The sequence below is a fragment of the Streptomyces sp. NPDC058637 genome (assembly GCF_042717325.1).
Classification (GTDB): domain Bacteria; phylum Actinomycetota; class Actinomycetes; order Streptomycetales; family Streptomycetaceae; genus Streptomyces.
The window spans coordinates 1-20,934 of sequence record NZ_JBHXRD010000009.1 but is presented as its reverse complement, the minus strand read 5'-3'; the positions used below and the strand labels follow the sequence as shown (position 1 = coordinate 20,934).

15 protein-coding genes are annotated in these 20,934 nt (G+C 71.6%); 4 read left to right on the top strand and 11 right to left on the bottom strand.

Annotated elements, in window-relative coordinates:
- Positions 1 to 233 precede the first annotated feature (233 nt).
- Both ACFWVP_RS11040 and recA read right to left on the bottom strand, forming a co-directional pair.
- A complete protein-coding gene (locus tag ACFWVP_RS11040) occupies positions 234 to 1,670 on the bottom strand; it encodes a protein kinase (RefSeq protein WP_384495550.1) in 1,437 nt (478 codons plus the stop codon).
- A gap of 738 nt (positions 1,671 to 2,408) precedes the next feature.
- Entirely contained in the window at positions 2,409 to 3,485 is a 1,077-nt protein-coding gene (gene recA, locus ACFWVP_RS11035; protein ID WP_384495548.1) for a recombinase RecA, read from the bottom strand.
- Between the two features lie 494 nt (positions 3,486 to 3,979).
- On the opposite strand from recA, the gene ACFWVP_RS11030 reads away from it, so the two are divergent.
- Complete coding sequence (locus tag ACFWVP_RS11030; RefSeq protein ID WP_384495546.1) at positions 3,980 to 6,250, top strand: PQQ-binding-like beta-propeller repeat protein; 2,271 nt, start codon at positions 3,980 to 3,982, stop codon at positions 6,248 to 6,250.
- A gap of 115 nt (positions 6,251 to 6,365) precedes the next feature.
- Here ACFWVP_RS11030 and ACFWVP_RS11025 read toward each other — a convergent pair whose 3' ends face one another.
- The 4 genes from ACFWVP_RS11025 to ACFWVP_RS11010 all read right to left on the bottom strand — a co-directional run bounded on the left by ACFWVP_RS11025 (position 6,366) and on the right by ACFWVP_RS11010 (position 12,077).
- Positions 6,366 to 7,247, bottom strand: a complete 882-nt coding sequence (locus tag ACFWVP_RS11025; protein WP_384495544.1) for a geranyl diphosphate 2-C-methyltransferase — start codon at positions 7,245 to 7,247, stop codon at positions 6,366 to 6,368.
- A gap of 16 nt (positions 7,248 to 7,263) precedes the next feature.
- Entirely contained in the window at positions 7,264 to 8,646 is a 1,383-nt protein-coding gene (locus ACFWVP_RS11020) for a family 2 encapsulin nanocompartment cargo protein terpene cyclase (RefSeq protein ID WP_384495542.1), read from the bottom strand.
- Positions 8,647 to 8,753: 107 nt separating this feature from the next.
- The gene (locus ACFWVP_RS11015) at positions 8,754 to 10,166 is read right to left on the bottom strand and encodes a family 2B encapsulin nanocompartment shell protein (protein ID WP_384495541.1); all 1,413 of its coding nucleotides are present in this window, start codon (positions 10,164 to 10,166) and stop codon (positions 8,754 to 8,756) included.
- 516 nt (positions 10,167 to 10,682) lie between these two features.
- Positions 10,683 to 12,077 carry a hypothetical protein gene (locus ACFWVP_RS11010; RefSeq protein WP_384495539.1) on the bottom strand — a complete coding sequence of 465 codons (1,395 nt, stop codon included), beginning with the start codon at positions 12,075 to 12,077 and terminating at the stop codon, positions 10,683 to 10,685.
- 190 nt (positions 12,078 to 12,267) lie between these two features.
- Here ACFWVP_RS11010 and ACFWVP_RS11005 point away from each other — a divergent pair, with 190 nt between their 5' ends.
- Entirely contained in the window at positions 12,268 to 13,578 is a 1,311-nt protein-coding gene (locus ACFWVP_RS11005) for a molybdopterin-dependent oxidoreductase (RefSeq protein WP_384495537.1), read from the top strand.
- Positions 13,579 to 13,903: 325 nt separating this feature from the next.
- Here ACFWVP_RS11005 and ACFWVP_RS11000 read toward each other — a convergent pair whose 3' ends face one another.
- From ACFWVP_RS11000 to ACFWVP_RS10990, 3 genes are read right to left on the bottom strand one after another with little or no spacing between them, the layout of a single operon-like run.
- Entirely contained in the window at positions 13,904 to 14,683 is a 780-nt protein-coding gene (locus tag ACFWVP_RS11000) for a class I SAM-dependent methyltransferase (RefSeq protein ID WP_384495535.1), read from the bottom strand.
- 23 nt (positions 14,684 to 14,706) lie between these two features.
- Entirely contained in the window at positions 14,707 to 15,387 is a 681-nt protein-coding gene (locus ACFWVP_RS10995; protein ID WP_384495533.1) for a DUF2064 domain-containing protein, read from the bottom strand.
- Entirely contained in the window at positions 15,384 to 16,088 is a 705-nt protein-coding gene (locus ACFWVP_RS10990; protein ID WP_384495532.1) for a glycosyltransferase family 2 protein, read from the bottom strand. The genes ACFWVP_RS10995 and ACFWVP_RS10990 overlap by 4 nt, the downstream gene beginning before the upstream one ends.
- A 129-nt stretch (positions 16,089 to 16,217) precedes the next feature.
- Between ACFWVP_RS10990 and ACFWVP_RS10985 the strand changes: the two genes are divergently transcribed.
- Both ACFWVP_RS10985 and ACFWVP_RS10980 read left to right on the top strand, forming a co-directional pair.
- Positions 16,218 to 17,168, top strand: coding sequence for a response regulator (locus tag ACFWVP_RS10985; protein ID WP_384495869.1), 951 nt, complete (start codon positions 16,218 to 16,220; stop codon positions 17,166 to 17,168).
- Positions 17,165 to 18,271: a sensor histidine kinase gene (locus ACFWVP_RS10980; RefSeq protein WP_384495530.1), complete on the top strand. Its 1,107-nt coding sequence runs from the start codon at positions 17,165 to 17,167 to the stop codon at positions 18,269 to 18,271. The genes ACFWVP_RS10985 and ACFWVP_RS10980 overlap by 4 nt, the downstream gene beginning before the upstream one ends.
- Before the next feature lie 3 nt (positions 18,272 to 18,274).
- Here the strand turns inward: ACFWVP_RS10980 and ACFWVP_RS10975 are convergent, their stop codons facing one another.
- The gene (locus ACFWVP_RS10975; RefSeq protein WP_384495528.1) at positions 18,275 to 19,345 is read right to left on the bottom strand and encodes an NAD-dependent epimerase/dehydratase family protein; all 1,071 of its coding nucleotides are present in this window, start codon (positions 19,343 to 19,345) and stop codon (positions 18,275 to 18,277) included.
- A 140-nt stretch (positions 19,346 to 19,485) separates the two neighbouring features.
- Entirely contained in the window at positions 19,486 to 20,202 is a 717-nt protein-coding gene (gene urtE, locus ACFWVP_RS10970; RefSeq protein ID WP_384495867.1) for an urea ABC transporter ATP-binding subunit UrtE, read from the bottom strand.
- Positions 20,203 to 20,934: the final 732 nt, after the last annotated feature.

The following is a 20,934-nucleotide window of genomic DNA, read 5'->3' as shown; positions in this document are numbered from 1 at the left end:
GTACGCCCCTGGCGCCACGGACGATCTGAACACGATGACGAGCTCACGCAGCAGCCGAGCATCCATCAGCCGCGGGATCGGACACGGGCCTCGACGAACCCTCCGGAGGTTCATCTTCCAGCACAGCCTGTTACGGAATCGAACCCGGTAGGTACGGGCGGGCCTGTTGGCGGGGATCAGGCCGTCCCAGACGGCGAAGGGGCCGGGCTCTCCAGGGCATCGCACTTTCGGTGTTACGGCGCCTTCTTGTCGGCCTTCTCCTGCTGAGCCCTGTCCGTGGCCTCTCCTGTCTTCTTTGCTTGGCCAGGCGGCCTGTGTGGCGCGGCGGTCGGCGTGCCCCCCTGTGTTGCCGCTGCGGATGTGTTCGGTGTGGCTCGCGCCGCCTTGCCCGATGAGCTGTTCGCGCCTTTGTCGACGGCGGATTTACCTTTCGGGCCTTGCGAATCAGGGCGGACGGTTTGTCCGTCAGTGTGCCGAGGGGGCATGTTGGCGGAGTCGGTGAGCGCAGAGGGCGGCGCAACCGTGGGTGTGGTGTCGGACTTCTTCCGCCCCGCGCTGCCGGCGGGATCTCCTGCGGTGGCGGCGCCGGTAGCCCTGGTCGTGCTTCGATCACCCTCATGGGGCGCGGAGCTGCCGGTGACGGAGAGGACGGTAGCCGTGACGGCGGCGAGTGCGATGGTCGCACCCGCCATGAGGGTGCGACCCCGCGCAGGCGAGGTCCGGGGAGCAGCCCGTTCTCTACGGGACATCGGATTCGTGCGCGTGTCCTCGGCCGTCCGCGATGACCCGTTGCTGCCGATGAGGCTGGTCGCGGGCGCCGACGGTCCGGGTGCGAAGTGTGCCTCGTCGACCAGCGCCATCAGGGAATCCGCGCAGTGACGGGCCGTTGGGCGGTTCTGGTCGTCCAGGGCGGTCATGTCTCGTAGCAGAACGCTCAGTTGTTCCGGCAGAGAGGGAGGCAGGACCGGGCTTCGGTGCAGGCGCGCCATCGCGGCTTCAAGGGGGCCTCCATCGTACTCGAGCCTGCCCTTGAGGCATTCGAGGAGCACCAGACCGAGGGCGTATATGTCGGCGGGCCGGCCGACCGGCTCGCCCAGGACCTGCTCGGGGGCGAGGTAGGCCGCGGTGCCGATGAGTGTGCCGGTCGCGGTGCGCGCGGTGGTGTCCAGCAGCCGGGAGATGCCGAAGTCGGCGAGATGGGGGCGGCCCCTGGCATCCAGGAGAATGTTGGACGGCTTGACGTCTCGGTGGACGATTCCCGTTTCGTGGGCGTGAGCCAACGCGTGCGCGAGGTCCGCGCCGATTGCGGCAGTCACGTCGGGTGGCAGAGGTCCCTCAGTGATCCGGGTCTTCAGCGTGTCACCTTGGATCAGTTGCATGACCAGGAAGGCGCGTCCATCGTGTTGCCCGGTGTCGTAGGCGGTGACAAGCCCGGGATGGTGCAGCCGGGCCAGGATCACCGCTTCGCTGTGCCAGGTCTCCTCCATGCCGACCCCGGCGTCGGGACGGAAGACCTTGACCGCTACCGGTCGACGCAACCGAAGATCGAAACCTCGATGGACATCCGCGGCACCGCCTGAGCCGAGGAGCTCGTCCAGACGATACCGGCCACCCAGCACCTCGGCGGACCACGAGGATGCTGTGGCCTGAGCAAAGTCACGAAGCCTCATTTACTCTCCCACCGCATCGAAGGGCCGATGCCCCCGGCGAGCCGCGATCGACGCGCCTGGGTACGCGGGTACCCGCCAAGAGGTGGAGTACCCCCACCTCCTCGTCGGCAGAGGCACTCCGGACTGACGCCGGAACCGTCGACCGATCAGCTTGGAACTCGGAAAGGCCCCAGGCCCTACCGGTCCTGGTGTGCGGCTCCGCCCCTGCTTCAGCCCTCCGGTCGCTCATCGACACGGCACCCGTAGTCCCTGCCATCGCCGGTCCAGGAGCGTATGCCGGAGGGTCCGGTGGCCCGGACGGCTCACCGGAGCGCAGTGGGGGGCCGAGTGGGCCGGCGCACGGCACCGCTGTGCTCGAGAAGATGTCGGCCGATGTGCGCTGCTGAGATAGCCGCACGGGCGCGGTCGCTGTGCGCCTGTGACGGCCGCCTGGTGGCCGGGGGAGTGTGTGCGCGGCTCTCGGTCGGGGCTTGCTTCGTCGCCCCGCGCCCTATGGTGCGCAGGGGACCAAGGCGTCCTGTCCGGCCGCTCCCGACCAGCCGGACCCTGACGCGGTCGTCGATCTGCCTGCCGAGCGCGATGTCCTCCGCACTTCACGCAAGGGCTGGTGACGACCGGACGCGCACGAGCGGGTTCCCGGCACGGAACAGGGAGCACGAGCGGATCAAGGCCGTGGAGCCCGCCGTGATGCCGAACGCGTCGGAAGCCTGAACTCCACCCGGGCCGTGCCCATGCCTGTCAGGCGGCCTCTCCCGTCGAGGTCCGCGCGGCATCGGGGACCGGGGCGGTGCCCGTGTCCTCGGCGACCACGGCCTTCGCCGAAACCCCGATGCCGAGCTTCTCCAGGATTTTCTTCTCGATCTCATCGGCGAGATCGGGATTGTCCTTGAGGAAGTTGCGGGCGTTCTCCTTGCCCTGACCGAGCTGGTCGCCCTCGTACGTGTACCAGGCGCCGGCCTTGCGGACGAAGCCGTGGTCCACGCCCATGTCGATCAGGCCGCCCTCACGGCTGATGCCCTGGCCGTAGAGGATGTCGAACTCCGCCTGCTTGAACGGCGGCGCGACCTTGTTCTTGACGACCTTGACGCGGGTGCGGTTACCGACGGCGTCGGTACCGTCCTTCAGCGTCTCGATACGCCGGATGTCCAGACGCACCGACGCGTAGAACTTCAGCGCCCGGCCACCGGTCGTGGTCTCCGGCGAGCCGAACATCACACCGATCTTCTCGCGGAGCTGGTTGATGAAGATCGCCGTCGTCCTCGTCTGGCTGAGCGCGCTGGTGATCTTACGGAGCGCCTGGCTCATCAGGCGGGCCTGCAGACCCATGTGGGAGTCGCCCATCTCGCCCTCGATCTCCGCACGGGGCACCAGTGCCGCGACGGAGTCGATGACGATCAGGTCGATCGCGCCGGAGCGGATCAGGATGTCGACGATCTCCAGAGCCTGTTCGCCGTTGTCCGGCTGGGAGAGGATGAGGTTGTCGGTGTCGACGCCGAGCTTCTTCGCGTACTCGGGGTCGAGGGCGTGCTCGGCGTCGATGAAGGCCACCGATCCGCCGGCCTTCTGCGCGTTCGCCACGGCGTGCAGCGTCAGCGTCGTCTTGCCGGAGGACTCCGGCCCGTACACCTCCACCACACGGCCGCGCGGCAGACCGCCGACACCGAGCGCCACGTCCAGCGCGGTCGATCCGGTGGGGATCACCTCGATCGGCTCGTTCGGCCGCTCACCCAGGCGCATCACCGCGCCCTTGCCGAACTTCCGCTCGATCTGTGCGAGCGCGGTGTCCAGCGCCTTCTCGTGGTCGGTTCCTGCCATGAGCTTTCACCCGGTCCGATTGAGTGGCACGCGCACGTCGGAGAACGCGAGCGTCTACTGCCGACAACAGACCTGCCGAAGATCCCGAAAGCGAACATTCGATCGATTTTCGTGTCCAGTGAAAGGTACCAAACCGAGGGAACCGGGACGGTTCACACGCCGGACAGCTCCGGACCCAGGCCGCGCCGCCTGTTTCCCCGCGGTCGAGGCGGGGGGTCAGGCCAGATCGCCGACCTGTCGTAGAGGTCCGGTGAGGTGCGTTGCGCAGCTCACCGGACCGGTGAATCGGGGTGTTCGCAACCGCCAGGTGAGGCTGAGGCCTCCTGGGTCGACGGGCCGCTGTGGGATTCGCACGCCTGGCACGGGAGCGGCTCCTGACGCTCTGTTCATCACCCGCTTCGCTCTGCCGTACCTCCCTGCGGCTAGTTTGTGTGCGGGACAGGTACACGGGCCCGTGGCGGCAGGGATGCACGGGGGACGGGAGGTCGGGGAGAGTGTCGCTGCGCGCAGGTGATCCAGCCGAGATCGGCGGTTATCCGCTCGAGGCCCGGATCGGCTCGGGTGGCATGGGCACGGTCTTTCTGGCCCGTACGAGTTCGGGGCGGCCTGTCGCGATCAAGCTGATCCACCAGCAGTTCGCGGCGGACGAGGAATTCCGCATCCGTTTCCGGCAGGAGGTGGCGGCCGCGAGGCGGGTGAGTGGCGCGTTCACCGCCGCGGTGGTGGATGCCGCCCCTGAGGCCGAGCAGCCATGGATGGCGACGACCTACATCCAGGGCCACACGCTCGCCCAGCGCATCGCCGCGGAGGGTCCGCTGAAGGGGGCGGAGCTGAGAAGGCTCGCCATCGGGCTGGCGGAGGCGCTGCGTGACATCCATCGGGTGGGGGTCGTCCACCGTGACCTGAAGCCCTCGAACGTCGTGCTCTCGCCCGAGGGCCCGCGGGTCATCGACTTCGGTATCTCGCGCGCCGTGGACCAGCAGACTTTGACGATGACCGGACGGGTCATCGGTACGCCGCCCTTCATGTCGCCGGAGCAGTTGCAGGCGCCGCGTGGTGTGGGGCCGCGATCCGATGTCTTCTCGCTGGGGACGCTGCTGGTGTACTCGGCGACCGGCCGCGGGCCCTTCGACGCGGACAGCCCATACCTGACGGCCTATCAGGTGGTGCACGAGGAGCCGTCGCTGGGTGCCGTGCCGGCGGCTCTGCGCGCGGTCGTGGAGGCGTGTCTGGAAAAGGAGCCCGACGGACGCCCCTCGGCGGACGAACTCCTCGTGCTGTTGCGGGACCTGCCGGCCGACCTCGGTGGGGCCGACGGGGTCGGCGCGAGCCGCACCCGCGACATGGTCACCCAGCACCACACCCCGGCACCGCACACCCCGGCACCGCACACCCCGGGCGTCCCCGACGCCGAGAGCCCCGACACGGGGAGCACCGACGCCGAGAGCCCTCGCACGGGGAGCGCCGACACCCCTGGCGGCCGTCGGCCGCGTCGCCGGTGGCGTCCTGTGCTCGCGGCAGCGGTCGCGGTGGCGGCGATCGGCGGGGGAGTCGCCGCGCTGCAGGCGGGCGGCTCCGGGGGGACCGGCGGTGGCGACAAGGGCGACAGCGTCGCGGCGCCGGGTGCCGTGCTTCCGGATGGCTTCGAGCCGTGGCGCAAGACCGTGCGGGGCGGTCGCGAGGACATCCCCGACGAGCTGCGTTGCGTCGCGCGCGGCGACGCGGTGTTCTGCGGGGGCGGCGGTGTCGTCGCGACCCGGATCAGGGCCGTGGACGGCTCACGGGTGTGGACGGTGAAGAGCCCGGGCGTCCCGGTCCAGGGCATGCACCTGGTGGGTGCCACCGACGACACGGTGGTCGGTTACCGCTTCGCCGCCGAGGACGCCCCCGGGGACCCGGCCAGCGAGGTGGTGGCCATCGACGCGGACAACGGCCGCGAGCTGTGGTCCGTGCCGTCGCGTGCCTGGTCGACGGCCGTCACCGGCCGGACCCAGGACGCCGTCGTGGCCGGCTCGGCCGTCGTGACGGTCGACGCCTCCAACTCCCGCTTCGAGGCCCGGGACGCACACAGCGGCGAGGTCATCTGGACGACGTCGTTCCCCGTGGACACACGGTGCGCTCCCGTCGCGATGGGCGCCCAGGTCCTGGCGATGTGCGCCGCGGACGCGGAATTGGACGCGCTGGAGGTGCGCAACCCCACCCTGTACACGGTCGACCTCGCCTCGGGGACCCTGGGCAGGCCCATCGCGGTCGACGGCCCCGTCGTGCCGGTGGGTGTCGCCGGGGGCAGGCTCGTACTTCTTCAGGAATACATGCAGGGACCGGCGCCAGCCGGCTACGACGGGGTGGCGCGGGTCGACCCGGCGTCCCGGAAGGTCACGTACTCCCGTCTGGCAGAGGCGTACGAGGGTACGCCCGGCATGGCGGACGGCACCGTCTACGTGAGCGGGCAGACCGGTCTCGTCACGGCGCTCGACCCCGGGACCGGACGGAAGAAGTGGTCGCGGCAGATGGGCGTGGAGGGTGCGTCGGGTCCCGTCGCGGGAGCGGACGCGTTGTACTTCAGCTCGGCCACCGGCCGGGTGGTCGCGCTGTCGGCGCAGGACGGCAGACCTCTGTGGAGCACGGACCCGCAGGCCGACGGTCTGTCGGGCGACCAGGGCGCGAGCCCGCGCGTGACCCTTGTGGGGCGTGCTGTGATCGTGGCCGCGACCGAGAACACCCTCTTCGCCTTCGACGCGCAGAGTCCGCCGAAGGCAGGCTAGAACCGCCGAAGGCGCGCTGGAACGGCCGAAGGCAGGCTGGCCCGAGCGGTGTGCGAGCTTCCCGTAGCCCGGGGGTCCGTCCCTTCGAGAAGGACCCTCCCCGTACGCCGTCAGATCAGACGCGGTCCGCTGCGATGAGCAGGTACTGGAAGGACCCGTCCCGGTAGGAACTGATGAACGCGTCCTCGATTCCGGTGACCAGCGAAGACGTGGCCCGCAGTTCCCAGTAGGGCAGGGTGTCGGGCGTGAGGTCGACGACGGCCGTCGGCACGAGGCGATTGTCGGCCATGGCGCGCAGGTACTCCCGGCGCGAGTGGATGTTGCACTCGAAGTGCGCGTTGATCTGCGAGACCCACTTCGAGGGCTGGCCGTACCGCGGGTTCCAGCAACCGGTGATGGTCACGTAGCGACCGCCGACCTCGAGGACGCGGGAATGTTCGGCGAAGAGGTCGTGCAGGTCCACGTACATGCTGGACTCGTTGTTCCACGAGGCAGCCGCCGACCCCGTCTCGAAAGGCGTGTCGAGCATGTTGCAGACGCGCGCGCGGACGCGGTCCTGGACGCGGAGTTCGCGGGCACGACGGTTGGCGAAGTCCGCCTGCTTGGCCGACAGCGTGACCCCTTCGACCTTGCAGCCGAAGCGCTGGTGCGCCATCACCATCGATCCGCCGCGGCCACAGCCGGCGTCCACCAGGGTGTCGTCATCGCCGATGTCGCCGAGGTGCCCCAGGAGGTAGTTGGCCTGCGCCGACTCCAGCCGGTGGAGCTCGGCGATCAGCTTCTTCTCGCCCGTGCCGTCCTCGGTGTCGGCGAGGGCGTCATGGTCGACGTCGCCGATGCCGTAGTGGTGGTGGTAGAGGCCGTCCACATCGCCGAGACGCAGGTTCACGGGCCTGGCCTCACCGTCCCAGTAGCGGGCGATGTCCCCCTGGTAGGGCGTCGTCGGGCCCGGGATACGCAGGGCGGTGGAGGTCGTGGTGAGTTCGGTGTGTGTCACAGGTGAATCCATTCTCTTACCAGAAATCGGGCAGGCTGTAGCGGTAGACATTGGACCGGTGCCAGTAGTGGTTGCCGTCGACCCAGGTGGCGACGCCCCGCAGGAAGCGCCGCACATCCGGGACGGGGCAGACGGCGGCCAGAGCCGAGGCCTCGGTCTCGAAGTCGTGCATGAGGTCGTTGTGGACCTCGACCGACTTCAGATAGGCGTCCCGGTCGGAGAGGCCCTCACGCGCGGCGATCACGACGGGCAGATTCAGGTGCAGGCCCGGTGTGTCGAGTTCCTTGGTGTACGAGTACAGGTCGTTCACGATGGTCGTCGCGTTCCCGGCGAGGGCGATGACCCTCTGCATGGCGGCCCGCGCGTGCAGGTCCGCCGGGAGTTCGTAGCCGCCGACCGTGTCGGTGATGGTCGGGCAGGGGCGGAAGTTGTTGAACTGACGCATCGCCAGGTACTCCCACACCTCCGGGACGTGGTCCAGCTGCGCCCAGGCCGCTTCGGCCAGGTACCCCAGGTGCAGCCGGGCCATGTCGTGCCGGAGACGGTCAGCCTGGGAGGGGCTGGCCGCTCGGACGAAGTAGTCCATGGCGGAGCGGTACGCGCGCCGGGGCGCGTCCGCGTGGAGCGACTCCGCCCACTGCGGCTCGTACTCCTTCGTGGTGTGCAGGGGATCGAGAGCGGTGTGCGCCAGCAGGAGACGCTCGCCGAGGCCGACGGGCGAGCCCCCGTGGTCCTCGCAGTAGCAGTCGTCCACGGCGTTCTCGGCCACCATCAGGCGTGTGGCGAGCATCAGGTGGTCGACCGTGGGCGCGTCCGGATGGCAGGCGACCATGTAGCGGCCCACGGAGAACCCGTCGAACTCCTCCTCCCAGTCGTCGGGATACAGGGAGACCTCGTCCAGTGCCCAGGACTTGATCCTCCGGCTGACCTCCTGGACCCGCACGCGGTCGGGCTCGGGGATTGGGTGGTAGTAGAGGCCCGGGACCGGTGTGCCCTCCGCAGTGTCCGCCGACGGGACCGCGGGCACCGGTGGTCGCTCCCGCGGGAACAGGCGCAGGCCCGCGGTGCCCAGGCCGCTGGGCCCCCGCAGGACCCGTTCCACGTCGGCGTCCGGTGCCGGCACCCCGCCCGCAGGGGTGCCTTTCGCGGGCGCGGCGGAAAGGGGCACGGCGGGAGGGTGCGGGACGGGAAGAGGCACGGCGGGAAGGGGTGGGGCGGTAAGGGGTGGAGCGGGCGTGGAGACCGCGGGCGGGGCGGGCAGGGGAGGCGCGCCGGGTGGGCCCCCGGTGGCGGCGCCGATGTCACGGGCGCGGGCGGCGGCATCGAGTACGTGCACCCCGAGGAGGGCGGCGGCCTCTGGCAGGCGGGACTGTGGCGGTGGCAGCTCAGGCGCGGGCATCCAAGGCTCCTTGGTGGGGTGGTCGGCTGTCCCGAAGCCCTCCGGGGCACGCACGACTCCCCCCGAGGGCTTCGGGGTGTCGCACCAAGCCCTCCGGGCCGGGGCCGTTACCGGGGTCGCCGGGCGATCTGCACGTTCTCCAGCACGCCGACCGCGTCCGGCACGAGGATGGCGGCGGAGTAGTAGGTACTGACGAGGTAGGACGTGATCGCCTTCTCGTCGAGGCTCATGAAGCGGACCGACAGACCCGGTTCGTACTCGTCCGGCAGTCCGGTCTGGTGCAGGCCGACGACGCCCTGGTTCTCCAGGCCGGTACGCATGGCGAGGATCGAGCTGGTCCTCTCCTTCGTGACGGGGATCTTGTTGCACGGGAGGATCGGGACTCCGCGCCAGGCCGGTACCTGCTGGCCGCCGAGGTCGACGTGGTCCGGGTAGATCCCGTACGCGTTGAACCCACGCCCGATCGCCGCGATCGTCCGCGGATGCGCGAGGAAGAACTTCGTTCCCCGGCGACGGCACAGCAGTTCGTCCATGTCGTCCGGGGTCGGCGGGCCGGAGTGCGTCTGGATGCGCTGCTTGAAGTCGGCGTTGTGGAGCAGGCCGAACTCCCGGTTGTTGATCAGCTCGTGCTCCTGGCGCTCGCGCAGCGCCTCGATGGTGAGCCTGAGCTGCTCCTTGGTCTGGTTCATCGGCCCGTTGTAGAGGTCGGCGACCCTCGTGTGGATCCGCAGAATGGTCTGGGCGACCGAGAGTTCGTACTCACGCGGCTTCAGTTCGTAGTCGACGAACGCACCGGGCAGCTCGTGCTCACCCACGTGGCCGGCCGACATCGCGATCTCCGCCTCGCCGCGGTGGTTCTGCCGTCGGCCGGAGAGTGACGAGAACTCCTCGACGTGGGAACGGAGGCTCGGCGCGGTGGACAGCACGGCCGCGAAGTCGGAGCGTGACAGGGTGAGCAGCGTCCCCGCGGTCTCGGCGGTCGCGGTGTGCTCCCACCGGGCGTCCTCGTCCAGCAGGACGTTCTCTCCGAAGTGGTCGCCATCGGCGAGCACGTCCAGAGTCACCTCGTCGCCGTAGGTGCCGACGGAGGTCTGACCGATGCGGCCGTGGGCGATCAGATGGAGCTTGTCCGCGGGTGCTCCGCGCTCGACCAGTGTCTCGCCGGCGCGGAAGTCGCGCTGGACGCACCGATCGGCGATGGCGGTCAGCACCTCCTCGCCGTCGAAGCCCCGCAGCAGGCCCAGTTCACCGAGCTCACGGGGGATCACCCGGACGTCCGCGCCTTCCTGGACGAACTCCACACTTCCGTCGCCGACGGTGTAGGTCAGGCGACGGTTCACCCGGTACGCCCCGCCCTGGGTCTCCACCCAGGGGAGCATGCGCAGCAGCCAGCGGGAGGTGATCTCCTGCATCTGAGGGGCGGACTTGGCCGTGGTGGCGAGGTTACGGGCAGCCGCCGTACCCAGGCTTGATTGCCGGGGCAGCTCCGTTTGCACTTCCGGGCTGGATTCAACAGTCATCGGAACAAGCTCTCCTTGGGCAGGGCGATGGACCGCGTATGCGGACGCAACGGGGCAACAGGAGGGAAGCGGGGTGTATGAACGGGAACCCGTCCAGATCGAGAAGAACACTAATGGCCGCATCGCCCTGAGGGCCAAGGGAAGTAGCCGACATTAACTCGATACGATGATCGCGGCCGCGTGATGTTTGTCCGGGTACCCTCTTGATTCAGCCGCGATCGCCAACGCGTCCCGCAGAGCGCAGGGTTCGGCTCCGGCGGTCACCTGCCCACGGGGCCGGGGGCGGCGGAATCGCCGTACACCAAGGGCGCCGGGGCCCGTCGGGCCGGACGCGGTGGCTGTCGGCCGACGCCGGACGTCGGCGTGTCCCACGGCCGGCCGCGCCGTACGACGACGGAATCGGACAGGATCCGTGCGCGGAAACGCGCGGCTCGGGCGATGCTCCGCCGGTCCCCGTCCCGGTGTGCCTGAGCCCGATCGGGTGGCCGGCCCCGGCAAGGTCCGTCCGTACCGCGGCTACCAGCCCGTCCAGAGCAGGTGGTTGACCGCCAGGGCCACAACGGCCTGCGCGGTCAGCCAGCCCCGTGGCCGCGGTGCGGGGAGGAGCGCGGCGGCGGGCAGCAGCCAGAGGAGGAAGGGCTGCCAGATCCGTTCCGTCTCCGCCTTGCTCATGCCGGACAGGTCCGCGGCCGACAGGGCCAGGGACGCCGCGAGTACGAGCAGGGTCAGACGCAGCGGCGCGGTCGTCGTCCCGGTCCGCAGGGTGCGTACGGCTCGGGGCGAGGCAGCCGCGGTCCGGCGCAGTCCCGCGAGCGTCGCCGGGCCGACGGCGATCGCCGCGCAGGCGAGGTTGGCCCAGACCCAGTAGGAGTAGGGCCGCAGCCCTCCCGCCCCCTGGTAGTAGCGCTCGACGAGCAGGTGGTACGCCTCCCACCAGTTGAAGCCCGCGAGTGTGAAGGCCACCGGCACCACCAGAGCTCCCAGCACGAAGAGGGGGAGCGGCCGGGCCGTGCGGCTGAGCACGAGTACGGCGAGGAGCGGGAGCGCGATGAGCGTCAGACCGTAACTCAGGTAGCAGGTCAGCCCGAACAGGAGGCCCGCGCCCAGTGCGGCGGCCCCAGGGCTGCGGGCCGTCCGGGTCGCGGCCAGGGCCAGCAGGGTGACGGACCACGCGGCCACCGCGGTGAAGTAGCCGTCGGCCGAGGTGCCGGCCCAGACCGCGACAGGTGCGAGGACGACGAACGGCGCGGCGCGCCGCGCGATGTGCTCGCCCGCCAGGGCGCGGACGGCGATCAGGACGGCCACCGCCGCGGACGCGCCGGTCACGACGCACCAGACCCCCGCCCACGCACCGCCGCCGAGCCCGACGCGGTCGAGCAGGACGAAGGTGAGGGTGGCACCCGGCGGGTGCCCGGCCACATGGGCTGGCCAGTTGCCCGGCGGGCCGACCAGGATGTGGTCGTTGAAGCCGTGGAGAGCGGCGCCGATGTCCTCGAAGCGGCCGACGACTCTCAGGTACTCGTGCTTGGTGGTGAGGCGCAGCGCGATGCCCCGGTCCCAGCCGTCGATCATCGCGAGGGAGAACACCCAGGCGAGGGAGGCGGCGTAGCAGCTGAGGAGCAGCGCCCTCAGACGCAGCCGGTCGGCGAGTACGGGACCGTAGGCGATGACGGCCACGGCGACGGTGGGCGCCGCCCATGTGCCCGGTCCCAGGTGCGGGTACCAGGTCGCGAGCAGCGGCGGCCAGCGTACGTAGAGGGTGTGGTCGGCGTTCTCGACGGCCCGCCCGATGAGCACGGCGGCCGCGACCAGCACGACGCCCGCGCCGGCGGCGGCCAGGTCGCGGCGGTGCCCGGAGCGCTGTGCGGGGAGCGATTCGGTGGCGTGTTCGGTGGGGTCCACGGTCTTCACGCAGGCACCGTACGCACGACAAGCCCCTGGGGACGGCTGTCGGCGGGGCGCGTCACCGAACCGTCAGATTCCGGTCTCCGCCGGAACGGCCGGCCCGGGCGCCGGGTGCGTACGCCGCGAGGGGTGACGTCACCGTTTCGTCAGGGGTCGCAACCGTCCCACTCCCCTTTCGCGGGCATAGCGTCGGGACATGGGCGACAGCCATCAGGAAAATCCGCATCATCCAGCCACCGGTCTCCGTGCCGTCTCCGGACGTGCCACGACAGTCCTCGAACGGTTTCCGTCGGCGCCGGGTTTCTGGCGCAGCCCGGTGCGCGGGGTGCGGTTCACCGCGGTGCTCGGCCTGGTCCTGCTCGTCGGGATCACGCTGCTCTTCGTGACGGGTCTGTTGTCGTACGCGGCCTACAACCCCGACCTGAACCCGGTCAACGACAAGACGCCGGACAAAGGGCTGCTCGGCCTCTACCTCTTCGACTGGCCGACCCGGCCGCACTGGCTGTACCGGCTGACGCAGGGGCTGCACGTCACCGTCGGGATCGTGCTCGTCCCGGTCCTGCTGGCCAAGCTCTGGTCGGTGGTGCCCAGACTCTTCGCGCTGCCGCCCGCCAGGTCCGTCGGACACGCGCTGGAGCGGCTGTCCCTGCTGCTCCTGGTGGGCGGGGCACTGTTCCAGTTCGTCACCGGGCTCCTCAACATCCAGCTGGAGTACCTGTTCCCGGGCTCGTTCTACCCGCTGCACTTCTACGGGGCATGGGTGTTCTTCGCCGCGTTCCTCGCCCATGCGGTGCTCCGGGCGCCGCAGGCCGTACGGGTGTTGCGGTCGGGCGGGCTGAACGGGGCGGTCCGGGGCGACACGCTGGAGTCCCCCACCCCTGCCGCGCCGACGCTGTCCCGCCGGGGAGCGCTGGCCATGGTGGGCGCCGGTTCACTGGTCCTGCTGATCACCTCCGCCGGGCGGAGCTTCGACGGGCCGTTGCGGCGACTCGCCGTGCTCACCCCGCACGGCGCCGCCGAGCCGGGCTCCGGCCCCAACGGCTTCCAGATCAACAAGACCGCCGCCTCGGTCGGCGTCACGGCGGCCGATACGGGAGCGGACTGGCTGCTCACGGTCAGCGGGCCGGCCGGGGACCTCCGGTTCACCCGCGGCCAACTGCTGGCCATGGAGCAGCACAGCGCGGCGCTCCCGATCGCGTGCGTGGAAGGCTGGTCCACCTCGGACCAGTGGTGGCGCGGCGTACGGCTCAAGGACCTGGCGGCGCTCGCCGGGTACCCGGACGGCGCGCCGGGGCTGCTGGTGGAGTCCGTACAGCGACGGGGGTCGTTCCGCCGGGCCGCGCTGCGCGACAACCAGGTCGCCGATCCGCGCGCCTTGCTGGCGTTGGGCGTCAACGGCGAGGCGCTGTCACCCGATCACGGATACCCGGCACGGATCATCGTCCCGGCAGCCCCCGGCGTACTCAACACCAAATGGGTGTCCCGGCTGACCTTCGGAGAGTTGTGAACAGGACGGCAGCACGCACCATGGTCCGGCGCCGGTACGGCGAAGGCCCCCTGCACCTGCTGTTGATGGCCGCCTCCTTCGCGCTGGCCGGCTACGCGGGTGTGCGGCTGCTGGCGGGTGACACCCTCGGTGTGATCGTGTGGTTCGCCGGCGCCGCGCTCGTGCACGATCTGGTGCTCGTCCCCGTGTACGCGTCGGCCGACCGGCTGCTGCGCCGACGGTCCGGCCGGCGCAGCGGTGCGGTGAACTTCGTCCGGGTGCCCGCCTTCCTCTCCGGGCTCCTGCTGCTCGTGTGGTTTCCGCTGATCACCCGGCGGGCCGAGCGCTACGAGCCGTCCGGCGGGCTGTCCCCGGACGTGTTCCTCGGGAACTGGCTGCTGATCACGGCCGTGCTGTTCACGGTGTCGGGAATCGCGCTGGTGGTCAGGGAGACCCGGCCGCGTCGCAGGGACACGAACGGACGCCCGCCGGCCTCCCACTGATCGGCCGGCTGCCAGCCCAGCGGCTGCGCGTACCGCAGCAGTGCCGGGGTGCCGAGGCGCGCCCAGGGGAAATGAGGGGTGGGATCGGTCCCGGGGGCGGCCCGCCCGTCGTCCAGCCGTACCTCCGCGCGTTCGTCGATGTCCTGGGGCGCGGTCTCGGCGATGAGCAGCCCGCCGGGGGCGACCAGGGCAGCTGTGCGGCGAAGGAGCCGGCCCGGGTCGCCGCCGATGCCGATGTTGCCGTCGACGAGCAGGACGGTGCCCCAACGCCCCTCGCCCGGAAGCGGCTCGAAGACCGAACGGTGCAGGGCCGAAGCCCCGAGGCGCAGCGTGCGGGTGACCGCCGCCCGACTGACGTCGATGCCGAGCGCGCGGTGACCGCGGGCCGCCAGCGCGGCGACCAGCCGACCCGGCCCGCACCCGACGTCCAGGACGGATCCCCTGCAACGGCGCAGCGCCGCCAGGTCCGTCGCGTCCGCACCGGCGCACCAGCGCTCGACGTCCAGTGGCAGCAGCCAGCCGTCCGTACGGCGAAGGAAGAGCGGACCGTGCCCGTTGTGCAGGGCGTCGGCGTACGGGTCGGTGCCCCAGGGAGAGGCGTCCCCCTGCGTGGAGCCTGTCATCCCGTGCTCCGGAACCGTTCGGCTCACCGGGCAGCCGCCGCCCGGGTCAGCCCGGCGAGAACGGCGGCGAACAGCCCGTGCGGCGCGAGAGCGGCGACATGCGCCGCGTCCGCCGCCGTGTCCACGTCCCGCAGCCGTGGCAGATCGCGCACGGTCAGTCCCGCGTCGACCAGCCGCCGTCGCTGCACCGCGCCGGTCTCCGGCACGGACATCGGTACGCCGCGCAGGAGTTCCGGGTCGGGGTCGGCCAGTCCCAGCGCCCAGAAGCCGCCGTCCTCGGCGGGACCGAACCAGGCGTCGCAGCCGTCCCAGGCGTCCGGGGAGAGGGCGGGGGCCAGGTCGGCCGCGGTGACCTGCGGGGTGTCCATGCCGATGAGGAGCGTCGGCCCCGAACAGGCGCCGAACGCGGCGGCGAGCCTCTCGTCGAGACCTCCCGTGCCCTGCTCCACCACCTCGATGCCGGGCGGCAGCCACGGCCCGGGCGCCCCCTCCAGGACGACCGTGCGCCGGGTGGCCGGCAGCGAGCGGACGGTCCGCAAGGTGTCGCCGAGGGCCGCCTCCGCCAGTCGTGCGGCCTCGCGGGGGGAGAAGGGCGGAGTGAGCCGGGTCTTGACGCGGCCGGGCAGCGGCTCCTTGGCGATCACGAGCAACGCCGTCGCGCCCGTCGGGGCCGACCGGTCGCAGCCGGATCCGGGCGAACTCACAGCGAGGCCCCCGCCCGGACAGGCGGCTCACCGAGCACGGCACGCATGTCGCGCACCGCGTGCCAGGTTCCCAGCCATGTGCCCGTGACCTTCGACCTTCCGGTCCGCGCGAGGTACGGGACGTCCGTCTCCGTGACCCGCAGCCCCGCGTCGGCCGCGCGCACCACCATCTGCAACGGGTACCCGCTGCGCCGGTCGGTGAGATCGAGCGCCATCAGGTCGGACCGGCGCGCGGCCCGCATGGGCCCGAGGTCGTGCAGGCGCAGTCCTGTACGGCGGCGCAGCATGCGGGCCAGTGCCGCATTGCCCGCCCGCGCGTGGAGCGGCCAGGCACCACGCCCCTCGGGACGGCGGCGGCCGAGCAGCAGATCGGTCTCGCCGTCGGCGACCCGGCGGACGAAGCCGGGCAGCAGCCCGGGATCCAGGGAGCCGTCACAGTCGCAGAAGCACACGAAATCCGCCTCGCAGGCGAGCAGCCCGGCCTGACAGGCCGCTCCGAAGCCGCGCCGCGGTTCGGGGACCACGGTCGCGCCGAGGGAACGCGCCAGTTCCGCCGAGCCGTCGGTCGAGCCGTTGTCCACGACGATCGCACGCCAGCCGCGGGGGACCGAGGCCAGCACACCCGGCAGTGCGGCGGCCTCGTCCAGACACGGAAGGACGACGTCGGCACGGGGGGCGGAAGTATCGGAAGGAGAGATCACCCGGCTCACCCTACGGAGCGAAAACCGACAATTCGGGTACCGGGTTCTTACGAAATATGGACGTCGCCGGGTGGCGGCACAGGTGGGTCCGCCGTGCGGCGCCGCTGGTGCCAAGGTGGTGACATGCAGATGACCCCGGACCCCTCGCCCTCCGCCGACGGGGCGCCATCGGCCGGACCCGACCGTCCGGCCCGCCCGGCACGTGGAGCCGACCGCCGGGGAACCGGGACCCCGGCCCCGGGGCGGTCCCCGGCACACGGCACGGACCCGGCCCCCGGGAAGTCCACTGCCCACGGCGAGCCCTCGGCCCGCGGCACGCGTCCGGGCGGCCCCGCCCGGGGCCACGTCCTCGTCGTGGACGACGACCCGACCGTCGCGGAGGTGGTCACCACATACCTGACCAGCGCCGGATACGACGTGGCACAGGCGACGAACGGCCCCGACGCACTGGAACGGTACGCCGCCCGCCGCCCGGACCTGGCAATCCTGGACCTGATGCTCCCCGGCATGGACGGCTTCGAGGTCTGCCGCCGCATGCGGGCACACGGACCGGTGGCGGTCATCATGCTGACCGCGCGCGGCGACGAGAACGACCGCGTCCTCGGTCTGGAGACGGGGGCGGACGACTACGTCACCAAGCCGTTCAGCCCGCGCGAACTCGTCCTGCGCGTCGGCTCCGTACTGCGCCGCGCCAGGTCCGCCGCCGTACCCACCGACCGTCCGGCCCCGTTGGCAGGCGGCGGGATCACCCTCGACCTCGCGGCCAGGCGCGCGACGTGCCAGGGCGGTGTGCTGGCCCTCACCCTCAGGGAGTTCGACCTGCTCGCCTTCTTCCTGGGCCGTCCGGGCCGGGTCTTCACCCGGGAGGAACTGATGCGCGAGGTCTGGGGCTGGGATTTCGGAGACCTGTCGACGGTGACCGTCCACATCCGTCGCCTGCGCGGGAAGGTGGAGGCCGACCCGGCCCACCCGGAGCTGATCCGCACGGTGTGGGGCGTCGGCTACCGACTGGACCTCCCCCCGGAACGCGGCGCGGGCACGACGGCGCCCCACGACGCCGGATCGGGAACGCCGTCATGACCGACACCCTCCTCATCGCGCTCCTCGCCTTCCTGGGCGCCGCCGCGGCCGGACTGCTCGGCGCACTGGTGCTCCGGCTCTCCCGGCACCGCTCGCTCGTCGTCTCGGTGACCGTCGTGGCCGCCGTGGCCGTCACCGCGATGCTCGCCGGGACACTGGCCGTGGCCTGGGCGATGTTCCTGTCGCCGCACGACCTGACGGTGGTCACGACCGTGGTCGCCATGGCCGCCGTCGTCTCGCTCGCCACCGCGATGCTGCTCGGTCGCTGGGTGGCGGCACGGAGCCGCGAGCTGACGCTCGCCGCCCGGTCCTTCGGTGACGGGGGCAGCTTCGCGGCCCCCGAGACCCCGGCCAACGCCGAACTCGCCGCGCTCACCCGCGAACTGGCCGTCACCAGCGCCAAGCTCGACAGTTCACGCGAGCGGGAGCGCGCCCTGGAGGCCTCGCGGCGTGAGCTCGTCGCCTGGATCTCGCACGACCTGCGGACCCCGCTCGCCGGTCTGCGGGCCATGTCCGAGGCCCTGGAGGACGGCATGGCCGTCGACTCGCGGCGCTACCTGCGGCAGATACGCACCGAGGTGGAGCGGATGAACGACATGGTCGGCGATCTCTTCGAGCTCTCCCGCATCCACGCGGGTTCGCTCCCCCTCATCCCCACCCGGATCTCCGTGTACGACCTGGTGGGGGACGCGCTCGCGGTCGCCGACCCACTGGCCCGTGAGCACGGCGTGCGGCTGGTCGGCGACCGGATCGAGGCCGTGCCCGTGGAGGTCGACGGCAAGGAGATGAGCCGGGTCCTGGGCAACCTCCTGATCAACGCGATCCGCCGCACCCCGGCCGACGGCACGGTCGCGGTGGCCGCACACCGTGCGGACGGCGGGGTGGTGCTCTCGGTGACCGACGGCTGCGGCGGCATCCCCGAGGAGGACCTGCCCAGGGTCTTCGACACGGGCTGGCGGGGCAGCCACGCGCGTACGCCCCCGGCGGGCGCCGGTCTCGGACTCGCCATCGTGCGCGGGATCGTCGAGGCGCACTCCGGCCGGGCGGAGGTCCGCAACGTCACCGGCGGCTGCTGCTTCGAGGTGACCCTTCCGGCGGTCTGAGCCTCAGACGGGCAGGCCGGCGGACGAATCCCGCAGCGGGGCCCGGGCGAACTCCGCCATCCCCTCGGCGAAGCCCACCCCGGGCCTCCAGCCCAGGTCCTCGCGCAGCCGCCGCGAGTCCGCCGTGACGTGGCGTACGTCCCCGAGCCGGTACTCGCCGGTGACCACCGGTGCCTTCCCGCCGTGCGCCACGGCCAGGGCGGTGGCCATCTCCCCGATGGTGTGCGGCTGTCCGCTCCCGGTGTTGTACGCGGTGAAGGTGCCCGGACCACGCCCGGCCACCGCCTCCAGCGCCATGACGTTCGCGGCGGCCACGTCCCGTACGTGGACGAAGTCGCGCCGCTGGCCCCCGTCCTCGAACACCCGCGGCGACTCGCCCCTGGCCAGGGCCGAACGGAAGAAGGAGGCCACTCCGGCGTACGGGGTGTCGCGGGGCATCCCCGGCCCGTACACGTTGTGGTAGCGCAGCGATACCGTGCGGCCGCCCGTCGCGCGCGCCCAGGACGAGGCGAGGTGCTCCTGCGCGAGCTTCGTCGTCGCGTAGACGTTGCGCGGGTCCACCGGGGCGTCCTCACCGACGAGGCCGGGAACCAGCGCCGTGTCGCAGGAGGGGCAGCGGGGCTCGAACCTGCCCGCTGCGAGATCGGACTCCGCGCGCGGCCCCGGCCTCACCCGGCCGTGGTCCCGGCAGTCGTACCGGCCCTCCCCGTAGACCACCATCGATCCGGCGAGGACCAGACTCCGCACCCCCGCCGAGGCCATCGCGGCGAGCAGCACCGCCGTCCCGACGTCGTTGCACCCCACGTAGTCCGGGGCGTCCGCGAAGTCCTTGCCGAGACCGACCATCGCCGCCTGATGGCACACCGCGTCGATGCCGGCCAGCGCACCGTCCACTGCCTTCCGGTCGCGCACGTCCGCCACGATCAGTCCGTCGCCGCGGTGCGGTACCGCGCCGCTGCCGTGCGCCGAGGGGAGCAGGGCGTCCAGCACCACCGCCTCGTGGCCGGCCGACACGAGGGCCCGCACGATTTCCGAACCGATGAATCCGGCGCCGCCGGTGACCAGTACACGCATGCGGCACACGGTAGGCCGCTCGGAGGCGCCCCGCCCGCTTCCGCGGCGGCACGTCACGGGAACGTAAGCGATCGGCCCTCCCCGCACCGCGCGGAACCGGCGTCGCGGGAACCGGGCGCGCCGGCCGACGGCACACGCCCTCACACGCTGAGCGCCTCCCGGACCGTGCGTTCCGCTCCCGTCCCGCCCTCGCCGGACGACGTCACACGGCCCGCCTCCAGCACGTGGTAGTGCTGTGCGGCGCGCATGGCGAAGCCGACGTGCTGCTCGACCAGGAGCACGGACATTCCGCCGCGCCGGGCGAGGGACAGGACCGTCTCCTCGATCTCGGCGACGACGGACGGCTGGATACCCTCGGTCGGCTCGTCGAGCAGCAGCAGGCGCGGACGCGTGACCAGGGCGCGCGCGATGGCCAGTTGCTGGCGCTGGCCACCGGAGAGCAGTCCCGCACGGCGGCCGGACAGCTCGCGCAGTACGGGGAAGAGGTCGAGCGCCTCCGCGACGGCCTCCTTGCCGTAGGGGCGGCCGTCGGCGACGAGTCGCAGGTTCTCGGCGGTCGTGAGGTGCGGGAAGGACTGCTGGCCCTGCGGTACGTACGCCATCCCACGGGCCACCCGCCGGTGCGGGGCGAGGCGGGTGATGTCCTCGCCGTCCAGCAGGACGCTCCCGCTCCTGGGCTTGATCAGGCCCATCACGGTGCGCAGGAGCGTGCTCTTGCCGGCGCCGTTGTGGCCGAGGACGGCCGCGACGCCGTTCCCCGGGACGGTCAGGGTGACTCCGTGCAGCACGGTGGCGCGGTCGTAGCCCGACCGGACGGTGTCGATCTCCAGCTCGGTGCGCTCGCCGCCCTCGTACAGGGCTGTGTACACGTACGGCACCCGGTGCGCGATCCGTGGTGCCAGCGCCTCCCGTACGGAGGAGATGTGCCAGCCGGTGACAGCGTGCACGGTTCCCGTCGAGACGAGCGCCTCCACGTCCCGTGCCACCGCCACCGTCGACCTCCAGGAGCCGCAGCTCCCTGCCCAGGACGCCACCCGCCCTGTTGACCTCCCCGGCGGCCGGCCGCGCGCACGACTGGCAGGTGGGACCGAAGATCCCGGGGGCCCCGCATCGGGTAGACGAGAGCGACGTTCACGGTCGAGTCGTCGGCTGTGAACCAGTCGGGGGAGGGCGGGCGGGGCGGCCTGTGCATGGCCTCATGATGACCCGGCCGCCGCCACCGCCCGGTCGGCGGCCGGGATCGAGACCGATTCGTAGAGGTCGCGGAGCCCGTGGCCTCGGACTCGGGCCTGCGGCCTCCGGACGCGGGCCCCTCGTGCCCCGCGGTCCCGTCCCGCGACGCGGTCGGCGGCGCTGAGCTGCGCGGACACCGGGCGCACAGGTGGTGCCCGTGTGAGGACCGTTGACAAAAGCGTCACCTGCTAGAAACCTGTCACCTCGGCACTGCAAAATATTGACTGGATCACTCAAAATCCTAAGCAATGCGCGTGAGTTTCCGGCAGGTGGACTGTTCTTCCTCCTGCCGGTGTCCCTGATCGCCCCGTCGGCGTACCGGCAGCCCGCACCCGCCGTCGTCGGCCGCACGGCGC

Excerpts from the sequence above, each read along its gene's own strand:
- ACFWVP_RS11040 (WP_384495550.1), bottom strand. The coding sequence starts at position 1,670 with ATGAGGCTTCGTGACTTTGCTCAGGCCACAGCATCCTCGTGGTCCGCC.
- recA (WP_384495548.1), bottom strand. The coding sequence starts at position 3,485 with ATGGCAGGAACCGACCACGAGAAGGCGCTGGACACCGCGCTCGCACAG.
- ACFWVP_RS11020 (WP_384495542.1), bottom strand. The coding sequence starts at position 8,646 with ATGCCCGCGCCTGAGCTGCCACCGCCACAGTCCCGCCTGCCAGAGGCC.
- ACFWVP_RS11015 (WP_384495541.1), bottom strand. The coding sequence starts at position 10,166 with ATGACTGTTGAATCCAGCCCGGAAGTGCAAACGGAGCTGCCCCGGCAA.
- ACFWVP_RS11005 (WP_384495537.1), top strand. The coding sequence starts at position 12,268 with ATGGGCGACAGCCATCAGGAAAATCCGCATCATCCAGCCACCGGTCTC.
- ACFWVP_RS11000 (WP_384495535.1), bottom strand. The coding sequence starts at position 14,683 with ATGACAGGCTCCACGCAGGGGGACGCCTCTCCCTGGGGCACCGACCCG.
- ACFWVP_RS10985 (WP_384495869.1), top strand. The coding sequence starts at position 16,218 with ATGACCCCGGACCCCTCGCCCTCCGCCGACGGGGCGCCATCGGCCGGA.
- ACFWVP_RS10980 (WP_384495530.1), top strand. The coding sequence starts at position 17,165 with ATGACCGACACCCTCCTCATCGCGCTCCTCGCCTTCCTGGGCGCCGCC.
- ACFWVP_RS10975 (WP_384495528.1), bottom strand. The coding sequence starts at position 19,345 with ATGCGTGTACTGGTCACCGGCGGCGCCGGATTCATCGGTTCGGAAATC.